The 19899-nt window shown below is 58.7% G+C and carries 21 protein-coding genes and 1 other RNA gene; 11 read left to right on the top strand and 11 right to left on the bottom strand.

All coding sequences use genetic code 11. From position 1 onward, the window contains the following. Positions 1-33 precede the first annotated feature (33 nt). On the top strand, positions 34-636 hold the full coding sequence (locus A6M21_RS11705) for a phospholipase D-like domain-containing protein (RefSeq protein WP_201721883.1): 603 nt from the start codon (positions 34-36) through the stop codon (positions 634-636). Between the two features lie 39 nt (positions 637-675). Here the strand turns inward: A6M21_RS11705 and A6M21_RS18950 are convergent, their stop codons facing one another. Further along, positions 676-819, bottom strand: coding sequence for a hypothetical protein (locus tag A6M21_RS18950; protein WP_201721884.1), 144 nt, complete (start codon positions 817-819; stop codon positions 676-678). Between the two features lie 437 nt (positions 820-1256). On the opposite strand from A6M21_RS18950, the gene A6M21_RS19295 reads away from it, so the two are divergent. Further along, positions 1257-1379, top strand: a complete 123-nt coding sequence (locus tag A6M21_RS19295) for a hypothetical protein (protein WP_282434543.1) — start codon at positions 1257-1259, stop codon at positions 1377-1379. Positions 1380-1826: 447 nt separating this feature from the next. Here A6M21_RS19295 and ade read toward each other — a convergent pair whose 3' ends face one another. Further along, positions 1827-3626 carry an adenine deaminase gene (gene ade, locus A6M21_RS11710; protein WP_066669018.1) on the bottom strand — a complete coding sequence of 600 codons (1800 nt, stop codon included), beginning with the start codon at positions 3624-3626 and terminating at the stop codon, positions 1827-1829. 156 nt (positions 3627-3782) lie between these two features. Here ade and A6M21_RS11715 point away from each other — a divergent pair, with 156 nt between their 5' ends. Then, positions 3783-4313 (top strand): BON domain-containing protein, encoded by a 531-nt coding sequence (locus A6M21_RS11715; protein WP_078060604.1) that lies wholly within the window; start codon positions 3783-3785, stop codon positions 4311-4313. A gap of 125 nt (positions 4314-4438) precedes the next feature. Here A6M21_RS11715 and A6M21_RS11720 read toward each other — a convergent pair whose 3' ends face one another. Continuing rightward, entirely contained in the window at positions 4439-5587 is a 1149-nt protein-coding gene (locus A6M21_RS11720) for an amidase domain-containing protein (protein WP_151191914.1), read from the bottom strand. A gap of 166 nt (positions 5588-5753) precedes the next feature. Then, positions 5754-6485 carry an LCP family protein gene (locus A6M21_RS11725; protein WP_066669020.1) on the bottom strand — a complete coding sequence of 244 codons (732 nt, stop codon included), beginning with the start codon at positions 6483-6485 and terminating at the stop codon, positions 5754-5756. A 162-nt stretch (positions 6486-6647) separates the two neighbouring features. Here A6M21_RS11725 and hisG point away from each other — a divergent pair, with 162 nt between their 5' ends. From hisG to A6M21_RS11745, 4 genes are all read left to right on the top strand, one after another. Further along, entirely contained in the window at positions 6648-7517 is an 870-nt protein-coding gene (gene hisG / locus A6M21_RS11730; protein WP_066669021.1) for an ATP phosphoribosyltransferase, read from the top strand. Positions 7518-7707: 190 nt separating this feature from the next. Then, the gene (locus A6M21_RS11735) at positions 7708-9099 is read left to right on the top strand and encodes an acetate--CoA ligase family protein (protein ID WP_066669023.1); all 1392 of its coding nucleotides are present in this window, start codon (positions 7708-7710) and stop codon (positions 9097-9099) included. Then, positions 9099-9782 (top strand): acetate--CoA ligase family protein, encoded by a 684-nt coding sequence (locus tag A6M21_RS11740; RefSeq protein ID WP_066669024.1) that lies wholly within the window; start codon positions 9099-9101, stop codon positions 9780-9782. Before A6M21_RS11735 ends, A6M21_RS11740 begins: the two co-directional genes overlap by 1 nt. A 182-nt stretch (positions 9783-9964) precedes the next feature. Beyond that, positions 9965-10642, top strand: a complete 678-nt coding sequence (locus A6M21_RS11745) for a rhomboid family intramembrane serine protease (protein WP_066669025.1) — start codon at positions 9965-9967, stop codon at positions 10640-10642. 116 nt (positions 10643-10758) lie between these two features. Here A6M21_RS11745 and A6M21_RS11750 read toward each other — a convergent pair whose 3' ends face one another. Beyond that, a complete protein-coding gene (locus tag A6M21_RS11750) occupies positions 10759-11328 on the bottom strand; it encodes a cell wall hydrolase (RefSeq protein WP_066669026.1) in 570 nt (189 codons plus the stop codon). A gap of 134 nt (positions 11329-11462) precedes the next feature. Between A6M21_RS11750 and A6M21_RS11755 the strand changes: the two genes are divergently transcribed. Then, entirely contained in the window at positions 11463-12716 is a 1254-nt protein-coding gene (locus A6M21_RS11755; protein WP_201721885.1) for a cation:proton antiporter, read from the top strand. Between the two features lie 118 nt (positions 12717-12834). Here the strand turns inward: A6M21_RS11755 and A6M21_RS11760 are convergent, their stop codons facing one another. Beyond that, complete coding sequence (locus tag A6M21_RS11760) at positions 12835-13833, bottom strand: inorganic phosphate transporter (RefSeq protein WP_201721886.1); 999 nt, start codon at positions 13831-13833, stop codon at positions 12835-12837. Between the two features lie 251 nt (positions 13834-14084). Between A6M21_RS11760 and A6M21_RS11765 the strand changes: the two genes are divergently transcribed. The 3 genes from A6M21_RS11765 to A6M21_RS11775 all read left to right on the top strand — a co-directional run bounded on the left by A6M21_RS11765 (position 14085) and on the right by A6M21_RS11775 (position 15293). Then, the gene (locus A6M21_RS11765) at positions 14085-14354 is read left to right on the top strand and encodes a TM1266 family iron-only hydrogenase system putative regulator (RefSeq protein WP_066669066.1); all 270 of its coding nucleotides are present in this window, start codon (positions 14085-14087) and stop codon (positions 14352-14354) included. Between the two features lie 67 nt (positions 14355-14421). Further along, positions 14422-14747, top strand: an RNA gene (gene rnpB, locus A6M21_RS11770) — RNase P RNA component class B. A gap of 132 nt (positions 14748-14879) precedes the next feature. Further along, positions 14880-15293, top strand: coding sequence for a PaaI family thioesterase (locus A6M21_RS11775; protein ID WP_151191915.1), 414 nt, complete (start codon positions 14880-14882; stop codon positions 15291-15293). Between the two features lie 186 nt (positions 15294-15479). Here the strand turns inward: A6M21_RS11775 and A6M21_RS11780 are convergent, their stop codons facing one another. The 5 genes from A6M21_RS11780 to A6M21_RS11800 form a co-directional block, all read right to left on the bottom strand. Continuing rightward, positions 15480-16226 (bottom strand): hypothetical protein, encoded by a 747-nt coding sequence (locus tag A6M21_RS11780; protein ID WP_066669028.1) that lies wholly within the window; start codon positions 16224-16226, stop codon positions 15480-15482. Between the two features lie 285 nt (positions 16227-16511). Then, positions 16512-16802: a hypothetical protein gene (locus A6M21_RS11785; RefSeq protein WP_066669030.1), complete on the bottom strand. Its 291-nt coding sequence runs from the start codon at positions 16800-16802 to the stop codon at positions 16512-16514. Positions 16803-16808: 6 nt separating this feature from the next. Further along, positions 16809-17072, bottom strand: coding sequence for a hypothetical protein (locus A6M21_RS11790; protein WP_066669032.1), 264 nt, complete (start codon positions 17070-17072; stop codon positions 16809-16811). 44 nt (positions 17073-17116) lie between these two features. Next, positions 17117-17311: a hypothetical protein gene (locus A6M21_RS11795; protein ID WP_066669034.1), complete on the bottom strand. Its 195-nt coding sequence runs from the start codon at positions 17309-17311 to the stop codon at positions 17117-17119. Further along, positions 17278-19710, bottom strand: a complete 2433-nt coding sequence (locus A6M21_RS11800) for a dynamin family protein (RefSeq protein WP_151191916.1) — start codon at positions 19708-19710, stop codon at positions 17278-17280. The genes A6M21_RS11795 and A6M21_RS11800 overlap by 34 nt, the downstream gene beginning before the upstream one ends. Between the last annotated feature and the right edge of the window lie 189 nt (positions 19711-19899).

Raw genomic sequence — 19899 nt, forward strand, 5'->3', positions numbered from 1 at the left:
TTGGATGGGAAACGGTTACCGGGAGGGATTGTCTTGCACAGGAATAAGAAAAAATATTTGGGTTTGCTCATGGCGCTGCTCTTGCTGGCGGCAACCATTGCCGGTTGTGCCCGTAACGTGTCCGTACCTGGTTTGTCTCCAGCAACGGATAATACTGCCGCAAGCCGGCCGGTGGTCTATTTTCCGCGCGCCGGGCAGGATCCCGCCCCGGTGCTGGCCGGCATGTATGACGGTGCGAAGAAGAGTCTTGATGTGGCTGTGTACAGTTTAACCCACCCGCAAATTGTCAAAGCAATTATCAACGCTCATAAACGCGGTGTGCAGGTGAGAGTTATCACCGACCGCGAACAGGCCGCAGGTGCCAGCCAGAAGCATGCCATGGCGTCACTGCTGCTGGCCGGAGTGCCGGTTATGGTTAACGACCACAGCGGGCTGATGCATTTAAAAATGAGTATTATCGACGGGCGGGTGGCCACCACGGGCAGTTACAACTATACCCGGTCGGCCAGTGAACGCAACGACGAAATGTTCGTGGTATCTGCGGATCCGGCATTTGTAAATTCCTGCCGGACGGAGTTTGAGCACATGTGGGCGGATCAAAAGAAATTCGCCCGGTTGAAAGGCACCGGGTATTGAGAAACAACAGCCCGGGCGGTATCGTCCCGGGCTGTTAATTCAGCGTTTTCTTTTCCGGGCGAACAATGCCGATAATAAAACGGCGGCAACCACACCGGCTGCCATGCCCGGCGTATCAGCCATACCCAGTTTGAAGGTAGCCAGAAAATATACGCCCACCGCCCCGGCCGCAGTGATCATCATGGGGAAAAAGCTCCTGCTCAATGTTAGCCGATCCTTTCTGCACGGAAGAATATTGCCGCTGGTTGCCAGCAATCTATTTTCATTGCCTTGCCCGCGGCGGGTTTATCACATTGCAACCGTGCACAACCTGACGGGAAAGTCAAATCAGCCGGTTCACGCGGCTGTCTTTAGTAATATAACACCTTTGTCGCGGGCTGTAAATCATTTCCCGCGGAATGATAGACTTCCGGCCAAAAACCGGATCGCCAGCCACGCCTAATAACTAGGCGAACTTTTCACAAACGCTGCAGCCGCTGGTGAAAAACAGTTTTGTGAAACCGTCGACTATATATGCTTGAGCAACGGGGTACTGATCCGGCTTTTTGGCGGAAAGTCATTTAATTTACCTGCCTCCTCCGGCATAATAGGATCAGGTCCGGCAAGAGGGGGTTGAATAAATGCGGCATTTCATAGCCGGTTTGTACAACGAAACCGTGGAGGCGCTTTTTTCCGCACTGGTGTTGGCCGGTGGTTATCTGGCCGTTTGTTTTGTACTGGTCGACGTACTCAAGGCAAGGTGAAGCATTTTAAAACTCCAGACTGCCCGGGGATGGTTTTTCCGCCCGGCGGGCTGGAGTTTTTGGATTAAGCGGTAGCAAGGGGGGTGGGTTTGCTTGTCCCGCTGCGAAGAAGAAAAATACCTGCGTGCAGTACTGACAGCCGGGCATTGTTATTTACGAGCAGGCGCTTAAAAAGGCCATATGCCGGGCGGCATTCCGGGGTATTCCTATATGATTATACTGGTGTTCCTGGTCATGGTTTTTGTGCCCCTGTTTACCGGGGGAGCGGCGGAAGACAGTTTGCCTCCCCGGATGAAGCTGTATTCCAAACATATGCAATAATTGCCTATCTCCGCGAAAAAGCCGCTGGCATATAAAATGGCGCACCAATGCTCGCCGCTCAGCGGTTTGGTGCGCCACCCGCCTGTCATTTCTGTTTTGGTGCGGCAACAGCGTGCAGCCAGGTTTTTAACTCACGCACAAATCCACAAAACGGAAATTCACCGTGTCCACCAGTCCCCGGTTGGTCAGGCGCAGTTCCGGCAGTACGGGCAGAGACAAAAGGGCCATGGTCATAAAAGGCGAGACCAGCGTGCAGCCCAACTCCTTCCAGGCACGGTCCAGGGCACTCACCTTTTCCTGTACTTCCTCCACCGGCCGGTCGGACATCAGTCCGGCGATCGGCAGGGGCAAAAGGGCCAGCACCCGGCCGTCCTTTACGGCTGTCATGCCGCCGCCGCACCCGGCCAGGGTGTTTGCCGCCAGGGCCATGTCGGCGTCATTCATGCCCAGCACCAGCAGGTTGTGGCTGTCGTGGGCCACCGTGGAAGCCACGGCGCCGCTTTGCAAGCCGAATCCCCGGACCAGGCCCAGGCCCGTGTTGCCCGGGCCGCCGTGCCGTTCGATGCAGGCCGCCTTGGCCACGTCCCGCTCCCGGGAAGCATGCAGTTCCCCATTCTTGACAGGCAGATCCAGTTGGCGGTGCAAAGTACCGACCCTGGCTTCAATCACTTCGATCACCCTTACGGCGGCGTTTTTCACGCCGGACGGCGCGGCGATGACGAAGTCGCCGGCTTGTACCGGAGCACGCAGGCGGACGGAATGTCGGGCCGCCTCGGGATAATTTACCGGCGGCAGCTCAGGTAACATACGGCCCGCTTCGGCCACCACGACGCCGTCCACCATCACCCGGTCCACTTTCATCTGCGCTAGATCCGGGACGAACAATATGTCGGCGCAGCGTCCGGGGGCGATGCTGCCCAGGTTGCGGGCCACGCCGAAGTACTGTGCCGTGTTGATGGTGGCCATCTGAACGGCGCGCAGGGGATCCACCCCTTCCTGGATCGCCCGGTGTACCACGTGATTCATGTGTCCCAGGGTGAGCAGCGTTTCCGGGTGGGTGTCGTCGGAAACCAGCATGGCCAGGCGTGAATCCACCCGGCTTTCCGTGATGCACTTGATGGTGGCGTGCAGGTCATGCCAGGCCGAGCCCTCCCGTATCTGGGCGTACATGCCCAGGCGCATGCGCGCCAGGGCGTCTTCCGGCCGGGTGGACTCGTGACAGCAACTGATGCCGGCGGCAACGTAGGCGTTCAGCCCGGCACCGATATCCGGAACGGCATAGTGGCCGGTGACTACTTTGCCCGCGTCCAGGGCGGCCTTTAATTCCCCGTGTACCAATGGATCCCCGGCCAGCACGCCGGGGAAATTCATCATTTCCCCCAGGCCGGTCATACCGGGCCAGGTCATCGCTTCAGCCACCTCGGCCGGGCCGATGGATGCACCGGCGTCTTCAAAACACGGCGCGGCGGGGACGCAGGAGGGCATGGTGGTGAATACCTTCAAGGGCAGGTTTTCCCCTTCCTTCATCATCAGGCGGATACCCTCCGTACCCAGTACATTGGCGATTTCATGCGGATCCATGAAGATGGCGGTGGTGCCGTGGGGCACCACCGCCCGGGCGTACTGGGTGACGGTGACCATACTGCTTTCCACGTGAATGTGACCGTCCAGGAATCCCGGCACCAGATAGCAGCCGGCGGCGTCAATAACTTCCGTTTCCGGTCCGGTGGCATGCGTGGCGCTTCCAATGAGCACCACCCGGCCGTGTTTGATCGCTATGTCCCGGCCGGTCAGGATTTCGGCGGTGTGTACGTTGACCAGGCGGCCGTTTTTGATCACTGTATCGGCGGGTATCCCGCCCAGGGCGGCCCGGGCCAGATCGGCGGTAATTTCCGCCAGTGGGCGGCGGTTTGGCTGGTAAAGCAATTTTCTCCCCCCGTTAATTGAATCATTTCAATATAATTACCGCGCGGATGGGAATAATACCTGCATATAAGCACCCGGGGCGGCATTTTTTATCCCGGGGTGGGGAACTGTCTCCGGGCCGGTGATTTTCAGTTTAGCCAAGGAGGGGAAGCTTCTTTGCCGGAAAAAGAAGACGAGATGCTGCGGAAAAAGGTGCAGGCGGTGCTTGACGGCAATGTGCACACCCGGGAATACGGGTTGAAGGCCGACGTGGTTGACGGCAAGGCGCGGGTGACCGGGGTGGTGGACACCCTGGCGGAAAGGGAGCAGGTACGGCAACTGGTATCGCGCCTGAACGGTATCCGGGCGGTGGAGAACGGAGTGGCTGTCAGCACCGACGGCGCGATTACCGACGATGACGTGACTTTTGAAGTGGCGGAAGAACTGGCGGCGGATCCGGAAATCAACCACCGCGGGATAAGCGCCAAAAGCGTCAAGGGCGTGGTTTACCTGCAGGGTACGGTGGACAGCGAGGAGGAGCAGGAAGCGGCGCTGGCCGCGGCCACCCGTGCCCGGGGAGTGAAGGAGGTAATCAGCCGTCTAAAAGTATCCCGGCCGGGCGCTTATGATACGGATAACCTTGAGGAGATTTTCCATCACCAGGTGAATAATGATTACGAGGATGAAGACAGACCGGGAGTGTACTGAACAACCCGGGACGGCGGCCGCCGGATGGACGGCCGCCGTCCCGCTGTATACAGGTGCGGTCCGGCGAAGTGTGCATACTCCGTTCGCTTATTATATTTTCCCTGCGCCTGACCGGAAAAGCGTGATCAGTATTTAATCCGGAACAGGTGGAAAACTGTCCGTTTGTCCCAGCCCATATCCCAGGGGCAGTGATACCGGTCCACTGTGTGGGCGTTGACCAGGGGATAGCCGTGGCTGTCGGCGCCCACCACGACGGCAAAGTGCTCAATATGTCCTTTCTCCTCGTATCCGATGACATCCCCCTTTTGCAGTTCCCGCACCGCACCGCGGGGAAATTTGACGCCGGGCCGGTTTAATTCATTAAAGCCGCCCTGGGCCAGGCGTTCCGCCCGGCCGCTATAAAGCAGCCAGGAGGCGAAAGCCTCGGTCTGCACCCAGGCCCGGCTGCCCGATCCGCCCCGGCGGTCATGGCGGTAATACCATGTGCCGTCCATGGGCAGTTTGCCGCCCTCCCGATCGCCCAGGCATTGGGAAACAAAATTGGTGCAGTCGCCGCCGTTGCCGTTCAAATCGCGGTAATGCGGGTTGTACTGATGTCTGTTGCCCGCGCCCCAGGCCAGGCCGGCATACTTGTCGGCATATCCGGCGGCGCCCGGGCGATCATAAAGGCCGCTGCCGCCATTGACCGCACGGAGCGGCGGACCGGAGCGGGAAATACGGCCGGCGCAGGCGGGGCCGTCGGCCGGCGTGGGTTTGGGCACCAGCGTATCGTCACCCAGGCCGTCGGTGTAAAAGTCGCGCCGGATGAGCCAGCGGCCGTCTCTTTTGACCAGCTGCAGCCAGTGGCGGGTGCCGATGCCGAAATGATTGACCGTTTTTTCACCCGGATAGACATAACCCAGCTGCAAGGTTTGCTTGATCTGAAATTCGGCGGTGTTCCCGCGCACCTTTGACCAGGGGACGGATATGGTGGAAGCAGCCCCGGTAATCCGTACCCCCCGCTTTTGCGCCCAGGCCTGAATGAAACAGAGTTTGCTTTGTTCGTGGGAGTAGGCCCACTGCCCGTATTTGGAGCCGGTGTCGTAACCGGCCAGGGCCGGGCCGGGATCGGCGCCGGTAATGACGGCCCGGGCGCGGGTGTCAAAGATTTCCTTTACTCTGGCCGGCAGTTCATCTTCCGGTGCCGACAATACCGGCCTGCCGGGTGTGTTGGAAGCGATCACCAGAATTGTCGCGGCGATCACCGATAGAATCGCGATTTTGAACGGGTGCATGGTCATTTCCCCTTAAATGTTTTTTCGGGTATTATTTTTCCCCTTGCCGGCGGCGTGCTTTCAAGTTTTTAATTGGCATTACTGGTAGCGAAAAAAGCAAAAACCGCCGTCAAAAGCGGTCAAAGCAGCGGTTTGGACCATGCATCTTTTTTTTGGGGTGCACCCGTCAGGAGGCGGTAACTTCCTGCAACACACGGATCCAGGCGTCGGGACTTACCTCCCGGTATTTTTCCGCACCGATGAAAAGTTCCTGTCCCGGCAGCGCCTTTTTGCGTAAAATTTCCGGACCGTTGCCCCGGATGGCCTGGTAGAGGGATAAAACATTGCCTGTTCCCAGATTGGAATGTACCCGCGTACTGAAGAGCCAGGCCAGGTAAGGAACCTTCACCAGTACCGCCGGTTCAATCAGACGCGCGGCAAGGGTGCGTATTTCCAGTTGTAAATCCATGCGCTGACCGGCATAGCCGCCCTCGAACACATCCAGCAGGGAAGTCCTTTTACCGTTCATGATCACCGGTCCCAGGGCGCGGCTGACCTGTTCCAGGGCGTCCTGACTGATATCCACGTAATTTTCGATTGGTACGCTAAACCTGTCTTCCAAAAAGGCGGTGATGCCGTCCCGTCCCTGTTTACGGTAAAGATCGCTCAGGGTAATCAGCCGGCCGTTTGCTTCAATCCGGGTATTTACCGGAATGGCTACAATGCCCACCGGTTTTTGCCCGGGATGAACGGCCATTAATGTAACCGCTTTTAGCTCCGGGCCGTTGGTCCAGAAAACCAGGATATTTTCCGTCCGGCCGGCCGCCGGCTGTGTTCCTGGCTGACCGGCGCAAACCGGGCCGGCGAGCAGGTTGAGCAAGCATAAAACCAGGCAAAATCTGCGGCAAATAACCGGCATTCCTGTTTCCTCCTTTTTCACCAGGTTTATTCTGGAACAGCGGAATAATTTTTATACGCCGTTACCTATTGACAGATAAAAATAAGCTGCGTTATACTGTACCGGGGTTTTATATAGTGACATATCAGCATATTAAAGTACTGTAGCGGGAGGGCGTGCTAAATGATATTGCGTCTCGGTTTACCCAAAGGCAGCCTGCAGGAGTCGACTTTTGCCCTTTTTAAGCGGGCCGGTTTCAATCTGGCCATACGCAGCCGTTCTTATTTTCCCAAAGTGGACGATCCGGAGCTGGAAGTGGTGCTCATGCGGGCGCAGGAAATTCCCCGCTATGTCAATGAAGGCGTGCTGGATGCCGGGATCAGCGGCCTGGACTGGATCATGGAAAATGAGGCCGACGTGGTGGAAGTGGCCGAACTGGTTTATTCCAAACAAACCACCAACCCGATCCGCATGGTGCTGGCGGTGGCCAATGACAGTGACATCAAAACAGTGCGCGATCTGCAAAACAAGCGCATCGCCACGGAGCTGGTCCGGGTGACCAAAAATTTCCTGGCTGCACACGGGGTGCAGGCCACAGTGGAATATTCCTACGGGGCGACCGAGGTAAAAGTGCCCAACCTGGTGGATGCGATCGCCGATCTGACGGAAACGGGCAGCTCGCTCAAAGCCAATAATTTACGCGTGATTGCCACCATCCTTACATCCACTCCCCGGCTGCACGCCAACCGCGCCGCCTGGGAAGATCCCTGGAAACGGGAGAAGCTGCAAAACCTTTCCGTGTTGCTCGAGGGCGCCCTGCGCGCCGACGACAAGGTGGGCTTGAAGATGAACGTGCCCTGCCGGTTGCTGGACGATGTGCTGTCCGTACTGCCGGCGATGAAGCATCCGACTGTTTCCCGGTTGGTTAACAGCGACTGGGTGGCGGTGGAAGTAATTTTGGACGAAAAAAAAGTGCGTGATCTGATCCCGGCCTTAAAACGCGCCGGCGCCGAAGATTTGATTGAATACCCGCTGAACAAGGTAATTCCCTGAGGGTGGAAAGAAGGACAGCTGGTTGGCTGAAAATATTTTGTTTCCCCCGGCCGGGCCGGGGGATTTTTGTTTCCCGCCGCGGCAGGTTATTCTGAATCTTTGCAGAAATAAAAACAAAAGCTGCCCCGGCGGGTGTAATTTCCCCTGGCGGGGCGTCGATATCCAGTAAGAACCGGAGGGATGGAACACATTGCCGAATGATAAGCTGGCTATCCTGGACAGATTGTTTAACCCCGCCGGCGTGGCCGTAATCGGGGTGACCGGCGACCCCGACCGGGTGGGCTATTGCCTGCTGGAAAGCCTTGTTTACGCCGGTTTTAAAGGCCGGATTTACCCGGTGCACCCGCGTCTGGACAGCTTGTTGGGGTTGCCGGTCTACCGTTCCCTGGATGAGTTGCCCGGGCCGGTGGACCTGGCGGTGATCGGGGTCAATCAGTACGCCACGGTGGATATGGTGGAGCAGTGCGGTCAAAAAGGCATACCGGGCGTGGTCTGCATTGCCGGCGGTTACCGTGAAATGGGCGCTGCCGGGGAGGCGCTGGAGGAGCGGCTGATCGCCGCCGCCCGGCGTTACAACATGGCCCTGGTCGGACCGAATACTCTGGGGATAATCAATACGGCGGCCGGTTTGAACACCTCCTTTTATCCCATGCGCCTGCCGGTCGGGCGGGTCTCTTTGATCAGCCAGAGCGGCGGTGTCGGGCTGACCATCCTGCAAAAGGCGTCTGACGAAGGCCTGGGGATTAACAAGTGGGTTGGCGTGGGCAACCGTAGCACGCTTGAATTGAGCGATTACCTGGAGTATCTGGCCCGGGACAGGGAAACCGGGGTGATCGGCATATTTCTGGAAGGCACCGATGACGCCCGCCGCCTGGTCAAGACGGCCGCGGCGGCCGCCCGGCAAAAGCCGGTGGTGATCTACAAAGCGGGACGCTCGGAGGCGGTTAATTTTGCCGCCGTGAGCCATACCGGCAGTATGGCCGGCAGCTACCGGATATACCGCCAGATTTTCGCCCAGCACGGCCTGCTGGTGGCGGAAAGCGTGGCGGAACTGGTGGCCGCCTGCAAGGCGCTGGCCATAGCACCCCTGCCGGCGGGCAACCGGCTGGGTGTGATCACCCACACCGCCGGTCCGAGCATAGTCATGCTGGATGAAGTTGTCCGGCGTGAGGTGGAAATATCCTCCTTTCAGCCGGCGACGATAGAAACTATTAAAGCGGCGCTGGGCGAAAATCCGGCCGTGGTGATCAAAAACCCCCTTGATGCAGCCGGGCACGGCATGCTGGCTGCCTCCTTCGGCCGCCTGGCGGATGCGGTGGCGGGTGATCCGGGTGTTGATTTGGTGGCGGCCGTCTACTGCCTGCATTTGCACTGGCGTTTTCCCTCCCGGGAACTGCTGGCCGTACGCCGGCGTACGGGTAAGCCGTTGCTGGCCCTGTATGTCGGCACGCAGGCGGGGGTGCGGGAGGAAAGGGATTACCTGCAGGCCGGGGGCATACCGGTTTATCTGACGGCTGAGGAAGCGGCCTGGGGGGCGGCGGCGCTGGCTCATTACGGAATTCGCCGGAGGGGGGAGAATTAATGGAAGCCGGTAAGATTATTGCAACGGCCAGGGATGAAGGACGCCATTTTCTGTTTGAAGACGAGGCCAAAGCGCTGCTGGCCGCATCCGGCATTCCGGTCACCCCTTGCCGGCGGGCCGGAAGCGAAGAAGAAGCGGTCAGCCTGGCGGCGGAAATGGGTTATCCGGTGGTGCTCAAAGTGCGTTCGGCATTGATTCAGCACAAATCGGATCTGGGCGGGGTGGTCTTGAACCTGGCCGATGAACAGGCGGTGCGCCGTGCCTTTCAGGATATTTTACAAAGGGCGGCTGCTGTCGATGCGGCGGCTGCGGTGACGGTTCAGCCCATGGCCCCGCCGGGGATTGAGGTGATTACCGGCCTGGTCGCCGACCGGCAGTTCGGCCCGGTGCTCATGTTTGGCCTCGGGGGCGTGTTCACCGAAGTGCTCCGGGATGTTTGCTTCCGTCTGGTGCCGGTCACCCCGGCCGAAGCCCGGGAAATGACCACCGCGATCAAGGGTTCGCGCCTGCTGGACGGATTCCGGGGCGGTCCGCCGGCGGACCGGCAGGCGCTGGCAGACCTGTTGCTTGCGGTATCCAACCTGGCCGTGGCGGTTCCAGGAATCAAGGAAATGGATTTAAATCCGGTGACGGTTTACAGCAAAGGCTTGCTGGTATTGGACGCCCGGGTGTTGCTGGCGTAAGCCGCACGGAAGGCGGGTTCTTTGCACGCTTTATAAAGCCGGGACACTTGTCGCCCGGCTTTTGCGTATTATGTGAGAGGCTGGTTTCAGGTTATAATTTTACTGCCAGTCTTGTCAAATAAAATCGAAAAGGTTATATTCTAAAGGTACCAGGTACCCCACCCGTGGAAAGGAGCATGCCGATGATTCCCCTGCGCGACAGCGTGCGTCCCCGGCGTCCGCCCTATGTCAACTGGCTGCTGATTCTGATTAACTTTCTCGTTTTTTTTCAAGAACTTGGCCTGACCCAAAGTCAGCTCAACCGTGTCTTTTTCGCCCTGGGTGTGGTGCCGGCCAAGGTTTTTTACCTGCTCAAGACGGGGGCGCCGCTGGAGGTGCTGGCCCTGCCTTTCTTTACGGACATGTTTTTGCATGGCGGCTGGATACATATTTTGGGCAACATGCTTTTTCTGTGGGTGTTCGGGGACAATGTGGAGGACCGGCTGGGACATTTCCGTTACCTGTTGTTTTACCTGCTCACCGGTATAATCGGCAGCGTTGCCCATGTACTGGCCAACCCGGCTTCCACGGTGCCCATCATCGGCGCCAGCGGGGCTATCGCGGGCGTATTGGGCGCGTATCTGGTCAGTTTTCCGCGGGCCAAAGTGCTCACTCTGGTGCCGATATTCTTTTTCGTCACTCTGGTGGAAATACCGGCGGTAATTTTCCTGGTCATCTGGTTTGTCATCCAGGTATTCAACGGCGCCGCCTCCCTGGGCGGAGAGGCCAATCCGGTGGCCTGGTGGGCGCATATCGGCGGGTTTGCCTCCGGAATTTTGCTGGTCAAACTGATGGCGCCCCGGCCCGCTTTCCGCTGGTAAGGTGTGCATCATATGTGTTAAAAGGAAGGGGTTGGCATGGTTGCAGTCGCTTCCCGTAGTTGTGTGCTCCGGCAGATATGTAAAATGGGAAGGGGCGCCACCCTTCCCTGGTAAATCTACCGGGCAAAGACATGATTGCCGATCCGGGCGATGATCGGCCGCGACCAGATCCAGGGACTGGCGGCCTTGGCCGGATTCCAGTAATACAGCGCCCCGCCGGTCGGATCCTGACCGTCGATGGCGTCCCGGGCCGCCTGGACGGCGCCGGTCGTCAGGGGACGGTCATACTGACCGTTGCTGACGGCTTGAAAAGCATCGGACTGATAAATCACCCCGGCGATGGTGTGCGGGAATTGCGGACTCCTGGTACGGTTCATGATTACCGCACCGACCGCCACCTTGCCGGTAAAGGGCTCGTTGGCGGCTTCGCCTTCGATCACCCGGGCCATCAGATACACGTCATCCCGGTTTACGGTGCCGCCGCGGGATACCTCCGGTGCGGGGGAAGCGGCGTCATGTGCCGTGATCACAGCCGGCTTCCGGGTCGCCGCCTGCTCATTTCCGGTGGTCGCCCCCCAGGCGCCCGGCAGTACGGCCAGGCTGATCACCAGCAAGGCCAGGGCGGCCATGCCGGTCAGGAGGGCGGGTTTGTTTTCTTTTCGTTTGAACCAAAGGAAAAAAGCCATCGTTTCCACTCCTTTCGTTGTTTCACCGAGGCTCAGTAACAAGTATAACGTGCAGCGGGAGGACAATCAACCGTTAAATTTTGCCGGGTTGCCGGTTGAATCCGAAAACTGATTATTGAAGGGTAGGAGCAGATTTGGAACCGGAAGCTGTTACCATCGCCAGTGATTTCTTGGGCACCATGACCACATTAATCCTGACCGGAGTACTGGCGGCAAAATTAGCCCATTGGGTTAAGATTCCCGATGTAGTGCTGTTTCTGTTGGCCGGTATGGGCATTGGCCCTTCAATGTTGAAGTTGGTGAACTTACCCGCTGACAGTGTGGCCAGTCAAATCATTCTGATTTTCGGTTCGGCGTTAATCCTGTTTGACGGCGGTTTGAGCCTCGATTTTCAGGTGCTCAAAAAAGTCTGGCGGACCATTGTGCTGCTGGCCACACTGGGGGTGGTTGTCACCACTCTGATTACCGGCCTGGCCGCCCGTTTTTTACTCGGGTTGCCCGTACTTCCGGCGCTGCTGCTGGCCGCTGTAATCGCCTCTACCGATCCGGCCACGCTGGTGCCAATTTTTCAGCAGATTAAAATCCGGGAGCGGGTGGCGCAGACGGTTTTGAGCGAATCCGCATTCAACGACGCCACCGGCGCAATCTTGACCTTCAGCCTGCTCGGGGCGCTGACCACCGGTGCTTTTTCACCAGGTAAAAGCATCCTGATGTTCCTGGGTATGGCCGGCGGCGGATTGCTGGCAGGTATTGTGATCGGATTGCTGGTTGCCTACCTGGTTGCCCACCATAAAGTGGGCATACTGGGTCCTTATTCCGCCGTGATGGTCGTTCTGGCCGTGCTTGCCGCCTATCTGACTGCCGGCAGGATCGGCGGCAGCGGTTATATGGCCGTGTTTGTGACCGGCATTATTCTGGGCAACCTGCCCACTTTTAAATTGGAGCATCGTGATGCCTATGCCACCGAACAGCATTACGTTCTTATCAACCTGTCCCTGGTTATGCGCATGCTGATTTTTATTTTACTGGGTACGCAGGTGAACTTTACGGTGATCGGCAAATACTGGCTGGCCGGACTGCTGGTCATTGCGGTATTTATGCTGGTCGCCCGTCCGGCCACGGTGCTGGTTTCAGCCCTTCCTGACCGCGTTGCCCGCTGGGAGAAAAATGAACTGTTTTTTATGTTCTGGACACGGGAAACAGGTGTGATCCCGGCCGCATTGTCCGGCATCCTGATCGGGATGGGAGCACCCCATGCCGATGTAATCGCCGCGCTCACCTTTATAGCCATTCTGGCCACTTTGTTGATCCAGGCCGGCACGACCGGGTTGGTTGCCCGGAAACTGGGGTTGCTGCTGGAGGGGGCGAAAACGGGGGGGGGAAGGTAGTCGTCAAACCGGGGGCTTTCCGGACATACCGATATCCTGAAGGAATCATTTTGATCTTTAATCTTCCGGCGTGACCAACCGGGCGGGAAAGCACTCTCCCCTCAAATGAGCACAATTGTCATACCGGGCCGGCCAGCAGACGGTAAAACAAGGCGCCCAGGGCGGCCGACGCCGGCAGGGTGAGCAGCCAGGCCAGGACAATGCGGGAGACGGTGGCCCAGCGCACCAGGCCGCGCCCGCCGCCGGCGCCCACACCGGTGATGGAAGAGGAGACCACGTGGGTGGTGCTTACCGGCAACCGGCACGCGGTGGCCCCCAGAATCACCAGGACCGAGGCCAGGTCGGCGGCAAAGCCGGTCCGGGGGGTGAGCCTGGTGATACCGGTGCCCACTGTTTTAATGATCCGCCAGCCGCCCAGGGAGGTTCCCAGGGCCAGTGCCAGTGCTGAGGCCAGCCTGACCCACAGGGGCACATCGAAGGTGGCCTGCCGGCCGGCCGTCACCAGCGCCAGAGTAATCACGCCCATGGTTTTCTGGGCGTCGTTGGTGCCGTGGGCGAAGGCCTGCCCGGCGGCGGCCAGTCGCTGCAGGGCCAGCAGGCGGCGGGTGGACCGGGAGGTGCGGTATCCCGGTCTGGAAAGGCGCAACACCCCGCTCACCGTGAACCCGGCGGCGAAGGCCAGGGGAGGGGAAAAAAACAGGGCCTGCAAAATAATGCCAAAGCCACGGCCGCTGATGCCCTGCGGCCCGGCTGCCAGGCAGGCGGCGCCGGCCAGCGCTCCTATCAGGGCGTGGGAGGAACTGCCGGGCAGGCCGAAGAACCAGGTGAGCAGGTTCCAGACGGTGGCCGCCATCAGGGCGGCCATTATAATATTCAAATCGCCTGCCGGGCCGGCCGGATTGATAACGCCTCCGGCCACGGTACCGGCTACACCGGTAAAGGTAAGCGCACCCAGAAAATTCATGGCTACGGCAAGCAGAATTGCCGTGCGGGGATTTAGCGCGCCAGTGGCCAGGGAAGTGGCCACCGCGTTGGCCGTATCATGAAAGCCGTTGACAAAATCAAAAGCCAGGGCCAGTAAAACGGCCGTAAATAAAAGTGTATCCACATCCGGCACCGGTTTTTACCCCTTTTCCTTTTTGGCTAAATATATGAGCGCTGAGCAGAACACTTGCCTTTAAATGGAATTATTGGGGCCGCTTTCCTGCCGGTGGTCCCCAAATAGGAGTGGGATTTTGGGAACGGACTGTTTTTACCCGGCGGCAAAGCGGCTAAAAACCGCCCGCCGGTAAATAAAAGTGGCAGGCAAGGCAAATACTAGTACTGTCAGTCATATTAAAATGTTTGCGGGAAGAGGGGTTGGAAGTGATGGAACAGAATATTCATGTGGTCGGTATCGTGGTGGATCAGCGCGCCTCGCGGGCGCCGGATGTGCAGCAGGTGCTTACCCGCTACGGTTCGCGCATTATCAGCCGCTCCGGCGTGCCCGATCCCGGCCGGGAACGGGGTATTATCACCCTGACCGTACAGGCCGGTGATGATGAATGCCGGCAGCTGGAACAGGACCTGCAGCAAATCAGCGGGGTGCTGGCCAAATCCATCAACCTGGGACCGGCCTTGACAGCGGACTGCCGTTAAATGCCACTTGCCGGCCGGTCAAGAAAAGGTTATAATTTATTATTGCAGCGCGGCGAAATGACAAAAGCGCGGTGAGTGGTCGCTGTCCGGCAGGGCAGAGGAAAGTCGAGACACGCACACCGCAAGGTGTAGTATGGTGCCCGGCGCAAGCCGGGGCGGGGCGACCCGACGACGGCAAAAGAAACTCCCGCAGTTTCCAGTAGCCATAAAGTGCCACAGAAACCAGGGCACCGGGCGACCGGTGCGTGCAAGGGTAAACTCCACCAGCGTGCAACCCAAATAGGCGGGTTTCTTGTGGACCCGCGGGTAGGGGCGCTCCCTTTACGGGAGAGGAAGGGTGCAAATCCTTCTTAGAAAGATGACTGCTTGCAAAACAGAATCTCGCTTACAGCCGCACTTTTGTTTGCCGGCGTGCAATAATGGAAAAAAGGCTTCCGGTTTTAGACCGGAGGCCTTTTACTGTTCCGGCAGGAAAGAGACTGATTTTTGTGGAAACTAAATATCAAGCAAAGGGGGATGCGGACGTTGAAGGCAAAAAATATTCACCTGCCGGAAGATTTAAAACAAAAAATGTTGAATGATCCCTTTCCCGAGCATCTCGGGGTGGAGATACTGGAATTAAGGCCCGGATATTCACGGGTGGGCCTGCCGGTGGGCGCGCACATGGCCAATATTCACGGTATCGTGCATGGCGGGGTGATCTTTACCCTGGCCGACGTGGCTCTGGGTACGGCCAGCAATTCCCGGGGCGTACCGGCGGTGGCCATTAATATGAATATCAATTACCTGAAAAAGGGCGGTTTGGGGGATTACCTGGTGGCCACGGGGCAGGAGGAAAACCTGACCCGGCGCACCGGATTGTACCGGATTACAGTGGAAAACCGGCAGGGGGAACTGCTGGCCGTGGCTCACGGCCTGGTTTACCGTCAGGGGCGGTAGCCAGGTATACGGGCGGGCGGTTTGCCGGGCGGGCCGGTTGTAGCCGGCAGGTTGCGCGGAAATGAACAAAAAGCACCCGGGCGGCAATACCGGACGGCAGTATCCGCAACCAAACCGGGCGGGTTGTCTAAAGAACGGCGTTATTATCACTGGCGCTTGTGCTTGAGGGGAGAACCGGCGGGCGGCTTAAGTTTTGGGCAGGGTTTTTTCGGCCTCGAGCAGGTGCTTTCTGGTCTTTGCCTCGGTAAAGGTGAAAAAATCGCGCAAATCCGCTTCCACCAGCTCACCGGCGCGGCAGATGAGTGCAGCTGTCCGTTCGATATCAATATGGATGCGGTGCCGGTAAAACATTTGCACGTCAAATTTGACTGCCAGCGAACGGGCGGTGGGACTGGAAATTTCAATGTAGTGGGAAAAGTTGTGCATCCGCTGTTTCACTTGCTGCGGTTTTACCGCATAATAGGGCGCCAGCCGCCGGCTGATCTGTTCAATCAAGTCTTCGTTGCGGAAGGCCGCACTGATCGCACTGCCGTAATCACTGGTGCTGAAACGCAGCTCGATGCCCATTTCCACGATATTGTGGGATTTCCACCAGCCCATGCGGGGCGGCAGATTGCAGGCCCGGATGGTTTCCGCCACCAGCGGACGGCTTTTTTCAAAACAGTAGCCCCGTTCGTACTGCAGGTATTTTTCGTCGCCGTAGTAATCCAGTCCCGCCGGGTTGATGCCGTGTGTAATCACGCCCCGGGCGAAGTCGTAGAGCGATGGATCGTTCCCCAGGCCGGCCAGGAGTTCCCCGCCCTTGCCGTGGCTTTCCTGCCGGTTGGAGGTAAAGGCTGCCGCCATATCCGGAAAGATACTGCCCAGCACCAGGGCGTCGGATAATTCTCCACATACACGGTGAGTAAAATAAACATGAGTTTGTGGATACATATTTTATACCTCCGGCAGGAGCGCCGGTGGGATATTTCCGGCGCCGTAATCGACATCCGCAATTCTTTGCCCGGATTCCCCGGCGCGTTTTGCCGCACGGCTTGCAACGCGTGCCGTTGCTTTTGCCGGGAAGCGGCCGGCTATTAAACCGGTGCGCCATACCGGTGTCCGTTCCCCGGGCGCATACGGCCGGACGCCGGTGTTTCCGCGCCCGGGGATGGACTGCGGCTGCGGTTGTCATAAAATATGTTCTACACAGGTCCCTTTGTTCCTGCCGGCTGTTTGTCAGAATATTTTGCCGATCAGATACCCGGCGGCGGCGAGGGCCAGGGCGCAGGCCGCCAGGCCATAGCAGCAGTATTTCAGGCGTGTTAAATCCTTTTCCACCCGGGACAGCCGTGCGGATATCTCTTCATGACCGGCGCGGTTGCTCAGCCGTTCCCGGGTCATTTCCTCAAGCAGCCTGCTTTCCAGTTGACGGACTTTTTCTTCCCCGGGCGCCAGCAGATTGTCCCGGATCGCCCCGGCCAGGGAGTCCACCAGCGCGGTTTCAACGGCACCGGACTGACTGGACATGCCTGCTCACTCCCGTTCGGCCCGCTGTATGGCATCGCGCAGGGCGGCAAGCACCAGCAGGGGGTTTTCCCGGATTTGACCCGCCAAACTGTCCAGCAGCGCCCGGGTTTGGCTTTGCCCCTCCTGCAGCTTTTGGATCTCCTGTCCCAGGCGGCGGGTTTCATCCAGAACGGGACGGGTAATCTTTTCGATCATACTGAGCATTATTTCGCGCATCAGTTTTTGCAGCGGTTCATCCGCGGCCGGGAGGTTCAGTTTGTCGCTGTTCATTCTTTTGGCCTCCTGTCAGGTGATTGGTCCCGGATTTGCCGGGGTTACATTTGTTTCAGTGTTTCCTTGAGCAGGTTCAAAGTACGGGTCAGCTCCTGCCGCGTGTTGTTCTGTACGATTGTCGTCACATCCCGGGCCAAACCGGCCAGCAGGTCCTTTTTTATTTCCCGGCCGGTTTGGCCGCTGATTTCCCGGATGATGCCTTTCAAACGGTCTTCCAGGGCGCGGGCGTTTTCCATCGGCGATAACCTCCCGGCATAGTTAGCATCTGTCTGATTTCCTGCAACTCTTTGCGGTATTGCTCCCGGTTGTTCTTCCCGCCACCGTCCGGTAGCCTTTCGTCCAGCAAACGCTCCATCCGGGCCACGCGGCCGGCCAGCACGCCTTTACCCCGGCGGGCCAGGATGGCCTGTTCCAAATGACGCAGGAAACGCTGAAAGGCGCCGTCGTCGTTCCCCTCCAGGGCGGCCCGGGCGGAGAGCAGGTGTACCTGCGCCCAGGGCAGTGCCGAGCCCGGACGGGTATCCGGGGCCAACCGGCGCCGTACGTGGTTGACCACCCGTTCCTTTTCCACCCCGTTCAACGTATCGGCAAAATTGACCAGGAAGAAGAAACGGCTGCCGCCATCGGCCGCTTCACCATGCCCCAGATGTTGCAATTGCCCGGCCAGGGTATCCAGCAGTTTCCGGTGGGTTTTTCCGGCCAGGACATGCCGGCCGTGTAAAAAGACCAGACCGAGATCGCTCTTTTCCAGCCAGCCGGCACTTTTTAGCCGGTGCAGTCCGTGCACCGAGTCAATGCCCGGCGTATCCACGAAAGTGGCCAGTTTGAGCAGTTCGGCCGGGTAATATATGTCCACCGTTTTCAGCCGGCAGGCCTGTGCGGAGGATAGCAGTTGCCGCAGCCGGTTTGCGGCCGGCGGTTCAACCAGGCTGAAAGTTTCCCGGCCGGTGTGGCGGAAGGTCAGGCGCACTGCGGAAGGCGCTGCTGCCAGCCGTTTGGCGGAAACAAGGCGGGCCAGCGCCGGGACCGGGCCGTCCCGCCCGGGTGACAGATAGCGTGAAGCAAAAATATGTGCTGTTTCCGCCAGTGCTTTCTTTAAGCAGACAGGATCCGTACAGGTGAATTTTTCCCCCCGCAAAATTTCTGTTCCGGTCAAACCGGCGATAAAAGCGGGGTCGGCCAGCCATTCCCGCAGGATGCGCAGCTCTTCAAGGCAGGGCTGAAATGCCTGCCCCTCCGGCCGGAAAAGAGGAAGCGTAATTTGCGGGTCGTAGTTCAAGACGGCGGTTTTTTCTTCCCCGTAATGAAGCCGGGTGATGCAGGCGGTAGTCGGCTTATCCTGCACCGGCAGTAGGGCCTCTTTAAGCAGTGCGTTGAAAAATGTGCTTTTCCCCGAGGAAAACGAGCCGCAGGCGGTGACCATAAAATCATCCCGCTCCACTGTGGTCAGTAGATCACGCAGTTCCCGGCCGGAATTTTTAAAGGCGGGATCGGCCAGCAGGCGTCGGATCAAGTTCAACAACCGTTCCTTTATGCCGGTCAGATTCACCGTTTTCAGTTCCCCGCCGGCTTTTGCGGGCGACCCGCCACCGGTGGCGGCCGGGCGGTATGCGTCCAATGCTTCGCGTGCCTGGTGCCGGGCGGCGGGCAGTATTTCCCGGCTGTGCACGGCATCCAGTATTTCCCCGGCTTCGGCGTGTATTTCCCAAAAGCGCAGCAGAAAATCTCCGTCTCCGGAAATGCCGGGCAGTTTTTTCAGGCGGCCGGGAATGAGGCGATCCAGCTGTTTCAGTGACTCCCACTGATCTTCCAGTGCCCGGGCGGCCAGTTCAACCGTCAGGTATTGTTTGAGCCGGCGGATGCCGGATCGGTCCATGGTGTCCAGGTAATAAAGCGGAATTTCCCGGCCGAAGATTTCCCCCAAAGCGTTCCGGGTGGCGGAGAGTGCGGTACCGTCCGGCCGTCCCAGGTTGCAGTTGATCCAGAAGGAAATGTCCCGTTTGCGGCCGCGCTCTTGCTGCAGCCATTGCAGAAAGCGGCGGTCGCTTTCATCCATGCCCCGCTGGTGAAAGAGGTAAACGATTAATTCTGCTTGGGCGACTGCCGTCCAGAAAGAAGGAACCCTTTTACCCGCAGCGTTGTTTTGCGGTCTGTAGCTTTGTTGTCCGGCCTCAAACGGGATTTCTTCCGGTGAAAGTCCGTTTTCCCCGGCCGCGCTGTCTGTGCCCGGTGTGTCCATCAGGCGGCAAAATTGCATCCAGGGCTGGGGCAGGGTGACGGTAACCAACTGCAGTTTCTCCCGCCGGTCCGCGCGGCGCAGATAAACGGACAACTCGCGGACGGTGGCCAGTTCCCGTTGCTGCCGGCCCACGGTCAGGCGGGCGCAAAAATTTGCCCCATATTGAAAAATAATCGGGCAGGGGGTGGCCGGCAGCACATCAACCGGAGAAATTTCCCTTTCCAGCAGGCTGTTGACCAGTGACGACTTCCCCGCATTAAAAGCTCCGGCTACCGCCACAAGGGGGGCGGCGGAACCGTCCATCCTCCGCCGGCTGAACACGCACCGGAAAAGTTCGTCCGGCAGAAGATTGTTTTCCGGCCTGGTTGGTGCAGTCGGCGGGAGCGGAGTTGGCACGCTGAATCCCTCCTTCACAGCGGCATGACTGTGCGGTCCGGTTGCGGCGCTTTAAGAGATGCCGCCGGTCCGGGGCGGCGTCCGGTCCCTGACGGCGTGTCGCCGGGCCCGAACCGGCACTGCCGTCACGCCGGACAAGTCTCTTATTAGCTATATATTAGGATGGCGGGATAAATATGACTAAAGTAA

The sequence above is a fragment of the Desulfotomaculum copahuensis genome (assembly GCF_001655685.1).
Lineage (GTDB): Bacteria > Bacillota > Desulfotomaculia > Desulfotomaculales > Desulfovirgulaceae > Desulfotomaculum_G > Desulfotomaculum_G copahuensis.